This is a genomic window from Acidimicrobiia bacterium, assembly GCA_036271555.1.
Taxonomy (GTDB): domain Bacteria; phylum Actinomycetota; class Acidimicrobiia; order IMCC26256; family PALSA-610; genus DATBAK01.
Genome location: DATBAK010000076.1, coordinates 38,991 through 49,972 on the forward strand (window position 1 = coordinate 38,991; position 10,982 = coordinate 49,972).

9 protein-coding genes are annotated in these 10,982 nt (G+C 69.7%); all 9 read right to left on the minus strand.

Annotated elements, in window-relative coordinates; genetic code table 11:
• Positions 1-19: 19 nt before the first annotated feature.
• Positions 20-1,135, minus strand: coding sequence for a glycosyltransferase family 4 protein (locus VH914_17350; GenBank protein HEX4492975.1), 1,116 nt, complete (start codon positions 1,133-1,135; stop codon positions 20-22).
• Positions 1,135-1,746, minus strand: a complete 612-nt coding sequence (locus tag VH914_17355) for an acetyltransferase (protein ID HEX4492976.1) — start codon at positions 1,744-1,746, stop codon at positions 1,135-1,137. The genes VH914_17350 and VH914_17355 overlap by 1 nt, the downstream gene beginning before the upstream one ends.
• A complete protein-coding gene (locus VH914_17360) occupies positions 1,746-2,858 on the minus strand; it encodes an aminotransferase class I/II-fold pyridoxal phosphate-dependent enzyme (protein ID HEX4492977.1) in 1,113 nt (370 codons plus the stop codon). The genes VH914_17355 and VH914_17360 overlap by 1 nt, the downstream gene beginning before the upstream one ends.
• Positions 2,858-4,795 carry a nucleoside-diphosphate sugar epimerase/dehydratase gene (locus VH914_17365; protein ID HEX4492978.1) on the minus strand — a complete coding sequence of 646 codons (1,938 nt, stop codon included), beginning with the start codon at positions 4,793-4,795 and terminating at the stop codon, positions 2,858-2,860. Before VH914_17365 ends, VH914_17360 begins: the two co-directional genes overlap by 1 nt.
• 123 nt (positions 4,796-4,918) lie before the next feature.
• Positions 4,919-5,947, minus strand: a complete 1,029-nt coding sequence (locus VH914_17370) for a thrombospondin type 3 repeat-containing protein (protein HEX4492979.1) — start codon at positions 5,945-5,947, stop codon at positions 4,919-4,921.
• Between the two features lie 31 nt (positions 5,948-5,978).
• Positions 5,979-6,872 carry a sulfite exporter TauE/SafE family protein gene (locus VH914_17375; protein ID HEX4492980.1) on the minus strand — a complete coding sequence of 298 codons (894 nt, stop codon included), beginning with the start codon at positions 6,870-6,872 and terminating at the stop codon, positions 5,979-5,981.
• Positions 6,869-9,268, minus strand: coding sequence for a protein kinase (locus tag VH914_17380; protein ID HEX4492981.1), 2,400 nt, complete (start codon positions 9,266-9,268; stop codon positions 6,869-6,871). The genes VH914_17375 and VH914_17380 overlap by 4 nt, the downstream gene beginning before the upstream one ends.
• A complete protein-coding gene (gene cysC, locus VH914_17385) occupies positions 9,268-9,807 on the minus strand; it encodes an adenylyl-sulfate kinase (protein HEX4492982.1) in 540 nt (179 codons plus the stop codon). Before cysC ends, VH914_17380 begins: the two co-directional genes overlap by 1 nt.
• A gap of 2 nt (positions 9,808-9,809) precedes the next feature.
• A partial coding sequence (locus VH914_17390) for a GTP-binding protein (GenBank protein ID HEX4492983.1) occupies positions 9,810-10,982 on the minus strand: 1,173 nt, incomplete at its 5' end.

A 10,982-nucleotide genomic window follows, 5' to 3' on the forward strand; every position in this document is an offset into this window, starting at 1 on the left:
GGGCCATCCGCGTTCGCGGCTAAAGTCCCATGGTTTCAAGCATCTGGCTTGCGACCTGCCGAGCGTCGTAGAGGCTCTCGACGCGAGCTCGTGCCCCGGCGGCGAGGCGCTCGACGAGCGCGCGCGACTCCACCAGGCGTAGCGCGGCACGTGCCAGCGCCCCCGGATCGCGGACCGGCACCAGCAGCCCGCTGACGCCATCGACGATCGTGTCGCGACAGCCGGGTGCGTCCGTCGTGATCACGGCGCGGCCCGTGCTCATCGCCTCGAGCACCGAGCGAGGCGTGCCCTCGCGATACGACGGCAACACGACGACATGCGCGTCGCGCAAGTGCGGTCGAACGTCCTCCGTGGGACCGCGGTAGTCGATCAAGCCCGCGGCACACCAGCGATCGAGCTCGTCGCGGCGTACGCACTCGGGATTCGAGTCGAGCCAGCCAACGACGCGAAACCGCGCCTGCGGGTGACGCTCGCGCACGCGCGCCGCCGCGGCGACGTATTCGCCGATTCCCTTGTCGTGCAGCAAGCGGCCGAGGAACAGGAAGGTCGGATCGCCGTCGGGTAGCGGTGCCTTCGCGTAGTGCTCGAGATCGACACCACTGCCGCGCACCATCGTCACCGGCGCGGTCGAGGCAAGCACGTGGCGAGCGCGGAGCTCGGCCAGATCGTCGGCGTTCTGGACGAACACGGCCTGGCAGCGCGCCAGCGCGGCGCGATAGAGCGAGCGCGCGACGACCGCAACCGCGCGCTGCTTCGCCGTCCGCGGCGTCGCGAGTGCGTAGCCCAAGCCGGTGATCATCGCGGCCCGCCACGGCACGCCAGCGACGGAGGCCGCGAGGCTGCCGTACACGATCGGCTTGATCGTGTAGCCGAAGACGAGGTCCGGCCGGTGCGCGCGGAGCGTGCGGACGAGTGCCGCGAATGCGCGGGTATCCTCGATCGGGTCGATCCCGGTGCGAGCGAGCGCGATCGGCTCGAACCGCACTCCGAGCTCGGCGAGCTGGCGCGTCACAACGTCGCTGCCGTCGGCGGCCATCGCGATCACGTCGTGGCCGCGCGCGACCATCGCGGCCAACAGCGGCCCACGAAACCGCACCAGCGACGGCGCCCAGCCGCCGATCACGACGACGCGCATCAGCCGATCGTCCGCGGTCGCGCCGGCACACCGACCGCGACCGCGTCGGCCGGGACGTCGCGCACGACGGCCGCGCCGGCGCCGATCGTCGCGCGCGCGCCGATGTGCACACCGGGGATGGCGACCGCGCCGATCCCGACGAAGGCCTCGTCGCCGACCGTGACACCACCAGCGAGCCGGGCCCCTGGAGCGATATGGACCGCGCTGCCGAGCGCGCAGTCGTGGTCGATCGACGCACCGGTGTTGACGATGCCGTGCGCACCGAGCCGGGTGTCGGGCTGGATGATCGCGCCCGCGAACACGACCGTACCTGCGCCGAGTACCACCGAGGCGTGGACGACGGCGGCGGGGTGGACGAGCGTCGCGAACGCGCAGCGCGCGCCGCGAGCGAGCCTGGCGCGCACGGCATTCGAGCCGATCGCGAGCACGCACGTCGCTGTCGTATCGGCGAGCACCGGCGCCACCGGTCCATCGACCGGTACCCCGAGTAGCTGACCTCCCCAATTCGCACGATCGTCATCGGCGACCGTCACCGTCCACCCGAGCGCCTGCGCGGTCGCTACGACGACCTTGCCGTGACCGCCTGCGCCGATGACGACGAGCCGGGCCATCACGCCGTCGCGCGAATCGTGTGAATCACGTGCTCGAGCTGGCTGGCCGTCATCCCCGAGCCGCTCGGCAGGCACAGTCCGGTCTCGAATAGCCGTTCGGCCACCGTCCCGCCGATCGCCCGCGCCCGCGCGAACGCTGGCTGGCGGTGCATCGGCTTCCACAGCGGACGCGCCTCGATGTCCTCGCGCGCGAGCGCAGCGATGACGTGGTCGCGAGCTGCGCTCGACGACATCAGTGCGCACGTCAGCCAGAACGTCGACCTCCCGAAGGCAGGCTCCGGCGTGAACGTCCAGCCGGGAAGGTCGGCGAGGGCGGCGCGGTAGCGTGCGTTGATCGCGCGGCGCGCGGCGACCCGGCGATCGAGATCGGCGAGCTGCGCGCGCCCGACGGCGGCGAGCAGGTTGCTGAGGCGGTAGTTGTAGCCGACCTCGACGTGCTCGTAGTGAGCGGCTCGCTCGCGAGCCTGCGTCGCGAGGTAGCGCGCGCGTTCGATCCATTCGGCGCGCGCGCCCAACAACATGCCGCCGCCGGACGTCGTGATGATCTTGTTGCCGTTGAAGGACAGGATCGATAGATCTCCAAACGATCCCGCGGGACGTCCGCGATAGGTCGCGCCGAGCGCCTCGGCGGCATCCTCGATCAGCCACACGCCATGCTCTCGGCACGCCGAGACGATCGGCTCGTAGTTGGCGCACTGGCCATAGAGATCCACGACGATCAACGCCTTCGGCAACGCGTCTCGACGCGCGGCCGCGCGAAGCTCTTCGGCGAGTAAGACCGGATCGAGGTTCCAGGTCGCCTGCTCGCTATCGAGAAATACCGGTGTCGCGCCAACGTAGTGGATGGCGTTGGCGGTCGCAGCGAACGTCAGGGTGGAGGCCCATACCTCGTCACCTGCGCCGATGCGAAGCGCGAGCAGCGCGAGGTGCAGGGCGGCCGTTCCACTCGACAACGCGACGGCATGGGGCACGTCGAGTCGCGCGGACATCTCAGCCTCGAATGCGTCGACATGCGGCCCGAGCGGCGCGATCCAGTTCGATGCGATGGCCTCCGACACCAGGCCGAGCTCGGTGCCGGCCAGATCAGGTGCAGACAGGTAGATTCGCGCCATCAGTTCGCGGCCACGACGGGGCGAGGTCCCGTCCCATCGCCGACGTCGGTCGAGGTCCGCCGCGCGGCAGGAGCGGGCTTCGCCATTCCCGGAGCTCCCGTGTACTCCGGCACGATCGCCAGCAGCGCCCGGCGCACGCCGTCCGGCGTGGCCTCGGTCGCGAGCAGGTCGTCGATGCTGCGCACCGCCGAGGGCAGCGGGTCCGCGGGGATGCGCCCGATGAAGATCTTGGGATGTTTGGTCTTGTCGGCGTGCTCGACGTCCGTCGACAGCTCCTCGAACAGCTTCTCACCGGGGCGAACGCCAGCGAACTCGATGGCGATGTCGTCATCGGGCCGGAGACCAGACAGCGTGATGAGGTCGCGTGCCAGATCGACGATCCGCACCGGCTCGCCCATATCCAGGATGAAGATCTCTCCACCCTGCCCCATCGCCCCAGCCTGCAACACGAGCTGACTGGCCTCGGGGATCGTCATGAAGTAACGCTGCATCTCGGGGTGCGTGACCGTGACAGGGCCACCCTTCGCGATCTGCTCCTTGAAGATCGGGATCACGCTGCCGTTCGAGCCCAGCACGTTGCCGAATCGGACCGTCACGAACCGCGTCTTGCTCCGCTGACCGAGCGCCTGGGTGTAGATCTCGGCGACGCGCTTCGTCGCTCCCATGACAGAGCTCGGGTTCACGGCCTTGTCCGTCGACACGAGCACGAACCGCGACACGCCGTACTTGTCGGACAGATCTGCGACGACACGCGTGCCACCGACGTTGTTCTTCACCGCCTCGCCCGGATTGGCCTCCATCATCGGTACGTGCTTGTGAGCCGCGGCGTGGAACACGAACGACGGTCGCTGCTCGATGAACAATTGATCCATGCGGGCAACGTCAGTGACATCGGCGATCTTCGGCTCAATAAGGACTCCAGGAAACGCGGCGGCAAGCTCGCGATGGATCTCGAACAGGGCGTTCTCGAACCGCTCGACGAGCACGAGCCGGCGCGGAGCGTAGTGACACACCTGCCGGCACAGCTCGGAGCCGATGCTGCCGCCGGCTCCAGTCACCATCACGACCTGCTCGCCGATCGCGGACGACACGATCGCGGCGTCGAGCTCCACCGGCTCTCGACCCAGTAGATCTTCGATAGCGACCTCGCGGATCCGCGACAAGTTCACGCGATCCCCGACGATTTCGTGGATGCCCGGGATGATCTTGGTGCCGAGTCCGGCGGCGTGGCACGCGAGCGTGATGCGCCGGATGTCCGGCCCCGATGCATTCGCGATGGTGATCAGGACCCGGTCGACGCGCTTGCGCGCGGCGATCTCGGCCACCCGGTCCGTCGTCCCGAGCACCGGCAAACCGTTGATCTGGGTGTTGGCCTTGAGCGGATTGTCGTCGAGGAATCCGACCGGCGTCAGCTCGAGATCCGGCCGGGCGACGAGCTCGCGCGCGACGAGCACACCGGCCTGCCCGGCCCCGATGAGGAGCACGCGCTTCTTCGCGCGTCCACCGTCGCGAAGCCGACGCTCCGAGACCTCGCCATAGACCCGGCGCGAGGCGCGCACACCGACGAGTCCAACGAACGCGAGGAACAGGTTCGATCCGAGCACGCCGAGTGGCAAGCCGGTGATCTGCCATGGCCCCTCGTGTCCCTGGACGACGAACCGCAGGGCGACGAGGACTCCGGTAGCCACGAGCACCGCAAACGCGATGCGCCAGCTCTCTCGCAGACTGACGTATCGCCACGAGAACCGCGGCACACCAAACGCCCATAACACCGTGTACTCGACGGCAAGAACGTAGGGCCAGTTCACCAGCCCGACCCGTGCCCAGAAGGCAGGGATCTGGGTTTCGAACCGGAACAGAAACCCACACCACAACGCCGCCGACAACGCGACCAGATCCAGTGCAACCTGCAGGCTTCTGGTCAGATAGCGAGGCATGTACAGCTCGGGTTTAGTGCGCCGCGGCGCGGGATCTGTTCATCCCGGCGCTGGTCACGCTATCACGGTTCGTCGCGATGCGATCGAGACCGTAACCGGCTGCAGATACTCGTCTAATCCCGATCAGGGGCCGCAGCGCTGAGCTGCTGTCGTACAGCCGTCGACGATGCCATCGCCGTTGGAGTCGATGTCGATCGCGTTGCACCCACACCCACCGCTGCCTTGCTTGAACGGGTCCGTCGGGCAGGCATCGCAAGCGTCGCCCACGCCATCCCCATCCCCGTCGGCTTGGTTCGCGTTCGCGACCGTCGGGCAGTTGTCGCATGCGTCGCCCACACCGTCGCCGTCGCCATCGGCCTGGTTCGCGTTCGCGACGGTCGGACAGTTGTCGACGTTGTCCGGCACGCCGTCGCCGTCGCTGTCAGGAGCGGTGCAGGCGTCGCCCACTCCGTCGTGGTTCGAATCCGCCTGATCGGGATTCGCCACCGTCGGGCAGTTGTCTCGCCAGTCCGGGACGCCATCACCATCGGTGTCGGCGTTGAGAGAGGTCTCTGTGCGGAACTTGATCTGGAGGTTGCTACCCGGTGTCATCCGGTGGAACGGCAGGGTCACCGCACCGGCCGTGATCTGCATGTCCGTGAAGCCCATCGAGAACCCGTCGAGCTCGAACTTGACGCGGTAGCACTCGCCGGTCACGAGGCCGGTTCCGATTTGCTTGATGTTCTTCGTGACCTCGAACTTGGCGCCAGCGATCGCGACCGACACCGGCAGGAACTGGCTGAACGTCGCTGGGTCCTCGGCCGGTCCCGACGTGGTGCACGACGCGAGGTGCACGACGTGCCCCTTGAGACGGCTCGTGGCGAAGTTGAAGAACGTGCCCGTGAACGTCGTCGTGTCCGTCGTCGTGCCGAGAGGAGAGAAGATGAAGAAGCCCTGCGTTCCACCGGTCGTCTGATCGCTCAGCGCCGAATATGCCGAGCCCGAGCCCGGCGCAACATCCGGCGTGACCGCGACATCCGGCGTGACCGCGACATCCGCGGTGTCCGCACTCGGCGAGTCGTCGATGCCGGTGATGTTATCTTCGGTGCCGCACGCGCCTGCGCTCGCACCCACCACACAACCTGCGAACGCCATCCACTTCAGTCCCGTCATGCTGGTCCCCCCTCAAGAGTGAGGCGCCAATCTATCGGCGTTGGATCGAAGTTGAAACTGCGGGTCGGGTACGACTGGGGTTGCTCGATGCGGCCGCGCGCTGGCGGAAGAAACTGCGAAGCAACATTGCGTCGACGACGATCGTCACCGCAAGAACGACGTAGCTGACTCCCGGCGGCAACGCGATCGCGTCGTCGACCAGGCGCGACAGGCCGAAGCCGACCAGCCAGGCGTCGAAGCTCATGCAGACGCGGCGAAAGATCTCGGGAGCAAACCGGCGGATCAACGCGTGGCCGAGCGGCATGCCGATCAGCACACCCGGGACGAGGTAGCCGGTGAGCTCGGCGGCGTCCCAGGTCAACAGGCCAAGCCATGCATAGGCAGCGAGCGTCAGCACGGACTCGATCGTGCGCGTCAGCGCGAGCGCAACCTTGAAGTCCTCCTTCGCGAGGCCCTGGTTATTGAAGAACAGCGCGAGCGGCGGACCGGAGATGGTCGTCATCGAGTACAGCACGCCGACCGCGACGCCGAACGGCACGCCGACCGCGCGCGTGTGGCGGATCGCGATGCGCAGGCCCGCCGCCTGGATCAGGATCAGCGGGAGCAGGGCCGAGTAGCAGACGAGCTTGATGGTCCCGACCGGCAGAGACGCGAGCAGTAGCGCGCCCGCGACCACCCCCGGGATGACCCCGATGACGACTGGCGCGACGTGCGGCCAGATCGCGCGGATCGACCTCCGATACATGATCGCCGCGTAGCCGTTCACCATCGTCTCGACGATGACCAGCGCGGGGTTGAGCCGCTTGCTGCTGATCGCCAGCAGCGCGATCGGGACGGTGATCGACGAGTAGCCGTAGCCGAGCGCGCCGGTGATCAGCGCCGCCGCGAGGCTCACCAGCCCGAGCAGCAGCGGCAGGCCGATCACCGATCCTCCGCGAGCGCGTGCTCGATCCACGCGCGGTGCTGGGCGCGCGCGACGATCGGCGCGAGCACGGCAACGGCGCCGGCGCGATCGCCACGCGCGGCGAGCCAGGCCGCCCGCTCGCAGGCGGCGTAGGTGACGAAGAACGGCAGGTGGTAGGAGGCATAGAAGTCGACCGGCGCGTCGAAGGCGCGGCCGTCGACGGCCGCCGCGGCCGTCGCAGTGTCGCGATCGCCGTGGCCGACGCACGCGCCGGCGAAGAAGCTCGCACGCGCGCGTACGAGCATCGCGAGCGACGCCGGCGCACCGTAGGCCGGGTGCAACGGCGTCGAGTCAGCCGCGAGGTGGTCGAGCTCGCGCGCTGCAGTCTCGGCCGCGGTCGTGTCGACGACACCGGCGACGAACAGGCACGCGCCGCGCTCGCGCGCTGCCGCGTCGGCGCCGCCGGGCAAGCACGGCGCGACGGTCGCCTGTGCGGTGGCTGCATCGCCGGCGATCCACTGCAGCAGCGCCAGCGCCGCCCGCCGCAAAGGCCGCCGGTTCGGACCCGCACGATCGATCGACCGCTGGTACAGCCCCTCGGCGCGCGCGAAGTCGTCGCTGCCGCCGCTGACACCGCTGCCGCTGCTCTCGCCGTCCCCGAGCGCCTTGAGAGCCAGCACCTTCGCGAGCCCCGCGAGCGTGTCCTCGCCCTCGTTGAGCCGCAGCGCGTCCTCGGCCGCCGCCACCGCCTCGCCGTAACGCCCGGCAGCGGCAAGCGTGGTCGCGTACACGCCAACCGCGTCGGCCTCGCCGGGGAACGCGTCGCGATACAGCCTCCCGATCGCGAGCGCCTCGTCGGGCCGATCGAGATACAGCAACACGCTCGATTCGTGGTCGTAGATCCGCCCGCGGAACTGCAGCGCCGGGTCCGCGAGCAGCGCGCGGTACTCGTCGTCCGCGGCGGCGTAGGCGCCGGCTCGATAGTCGAGCTCCGCGGTCCAGAACGCGAGCTCGCGATCGACCGTCGCGCCGCTCGCCGCGATCGCCGCGCGCGCGGCCGCCGGTCCGCCGCTCGCGAGCGCCAGTGCGGCGTCGATCAGCGCGCGGTCCTTGCTGCCGGCCTCGGTCGCTGGTCTCGCGCGCTGCGCGCCCGCGACCGCCGCCGCGCGGTCGACCTCCGAGCCGTTGAACAGGATGATGTACGCGTTCGCGCGCGCGTGGTCCGGCGCGACGGCGAGCGCCGCGCGCAACGACGACAGCGCCTTGTCGTTGTAGAAGACATCGTACTCTTCGAGCGCGCGGGACACGTAGCTGTCGCCGGGCTTGTCGGGCGCCGGGCCGCCGTGGGTTCCCCACATCGAGACGCCCGCGATCACCGCTGCCGCGATCGCCGCCGCGCCAGCCGCCACGAGGGGCCACCGCCGGCCGCGCGGCGCGAACAGCCGTGCGCGCTCCGCCGCGACCGCGTCGCGCAGGGCCGCCATCGCCGGCCACCGGTCGTCGCGCTCCTTCGCGAGCGCGCGGTCGACGATCGCCACGACGCTCGCCGGCACGCGCGTGCGGTCGAGCGCCGGCGTCGGTGCGCTCGCGATCTGCGCGAACAGCTCGTCGAGCGTCGTCGCGTTGTACGGTGGCTTGCCGGCGAGCACCTCGAACGCGAGTACGCCGAGCGAGAACACCTCGCTTCGCTCGTCGGGGAGATCGCCACCGATCTGCTCGGGCGCCATGTACAGCGGCGTGCCGAGCAGCTGGCCGGCGTGCGTGCGATAGCTCGCGACGTCCTCTGCCGATGGCGAGCCGTGCGCACGCGCGGCCACGGCCGCCATCGGCCGGCTCTGGCTTGGCATCGTCTCGTCGAGCGCGATCCGCGTCTCGGACGTGCTCGGCATGCTCGCGCGCGCCGGCGGTGGCGTCCCGCTCGCAGGCGCCGCGTCACCGTCGCGCAGCTTCGCGAGCCCGAAATCGAGCACCTTCACCCCGCCCTCGCTCGTGATCATCACGTTCGCGGCCTTGATGTCGCGGTGCAGGATCCCGCGCGCGTGCGCTGCCGCCAGCGCGTCCGCGACGCCCTCGATCCACGCCAGCGCCTGCGCGAGCGGCGGCGGGCCGTCCTTCTTCAGCAGCTCGGACAGCGTCCGCCCCTCGACGAGCTCCATCACGAGGATGTCGTCGCCGTGATGCTGCACGACGTCGAACAGCGTGACCACGTTCGCGTGCCGGATCGCTGCCGCCGCGCGCGCCTCGCGCAGCATGCGCACGCGTCGCTCGAGATCGGCATCGAGGTCCGCCGGCACGACCTTGAGTGCCACGTAGCGGTCCAGGCGTTCATCGCGCGCGCGCCACACCTCGCCCATGGCGCCGCGGCCGAGCTGGGACACGAACCGGTACGGCCCGACGAGGTCGCCCGGCTCGGGCATCAGCCGACGAGCCCGCGAGCCTGCAGCGCGGCCACGATCGCGGCCTCGCAGGCCTCGCGTGACATCCGGTCGGTGCGCACCATCACGTCGGGATCCGGCGGCGGCTCGTAGGGATCCGACACACCGGTGAAGTGTGGGATCTCGCCGGCGAGCGCGCGCTTGTACAAGCCCTTGACGTCGCGCGCGGTCACGACGTCGAGTGGCGCGTCGACGTGCACCTCGACGAACGCGTGCCCGGCCGCCGCGCTGAGCGCGCGGATGTCGCTGCGCGTCGCCGCGTACGGCGAGATCGCCGACACGAACACCACGACGCCGTGCTTCGCGAGCAGCCGCGCCACGTACGCGATGCGATGCACGTTCGTGTCGCGGTCGGCGCGCGTGAAGCCCAGGCCGGCGGAGATGTACAAGCGCACCTCGTCGCCGTCGAGCATCTCGACCGGCCGCGCCGCGCCGATCCGCGCCGCCACCGCGGTCGCGAGCGTCGACTTGCCGGCGCCCGACAGCCCGGTCAGCCAGACCACTCCACCCGCGCCCGCCATCGCTATTCCGCCAGCAGCATCCCGGCCGCGACCGTGTTGTTCGTCCCCTCGTCGACGAGGATGAACGAGCCCGTCGCGCGGTTGCGCTTGTAGGCGTCGTAGATCACCGGCGTCGTCGTGCGGAGCCGGATCCGTCCGATGTCGTTCAAGCCGAGCTTGCCGGTGGTCTCGTCGCGGTGCCCGGTGTTGACGTCGAGCCGGTACAACACGTCCCCGACGACCGCGCGCGTCCATCGCGTCGTGTGCTTGAGCGCGTAGCGGCCCTTCGGCTGCAGCGGCTTGTCGGTCATCCAGCACACCATCGCGTCGAGGTCCTGGCCGACGGTCGGCTGGTTGTTCGGCCGGCACAGCATGTCGCCGCGCGACACGTCGACGTCATCCGCGAGGTGCACGACCACGCTCATCGGCGCGAACGCGGCCTCGACGTCGACGCCTCCGCTCTCGATGCGCGCGATCTTGGTCTCGAGGCCGCTCGGCAGCGCGACGATGTCGTCGCCGACGCGCATCACGCCGCCCGCGACCTGGCCGGCGTAGCCGCGGTAGTCGTGGTGCTCCGCGGCCTGCGTCTGCGGGCGGATCACCCACTGCACGGGGAACCGCACGTCGATCAGGTTGCGGTCGCTCGCGATGTGCACGGTCTCGAGGTGATAGAGCAGCGTCGGGCCGCGGTACCAAGACATGTCGGCGCTGCGCTCGACGACGTTCGCGCCGGTGAGCGCGCTGATCGGGATGAACGCGATGTCCTGCACGTCGAGGCGCGCCGCGAAGTTGCGGAACTCGGTCTCGATGCGCCGGAACGTGGCCTCGTCCCAGCCGACGAGGTCCATCTTGTTGACCGCGAACACGAGGTGCGGGATGCGCAGCAGCGACGCGATGAACGAGTGCCGGCGGCTCTGCTCGACGAGCCCGTGCCGCGCGTCGACGAGGATGATCGACAGCGACGCCGTCGACGCGCCGGTGACCATGTTGCGCGTGTACTGCACGTGGCCCGGCGTGTCCGCGATGATGAACTTGCGCTTCTTCGTCGCGAAGTAGCGATACGCGACATCGATCGTGATGCCTTGCTCGCGCTCGGCGCGCAGGCCATCGGTGAGCAGTGCGAGGTTCGTGCGCTCGTCGCCGCGGCGGCGCGAAACGTCCTCGACGTGCGCGAGCTGATCTTCGAACGCGGTCTT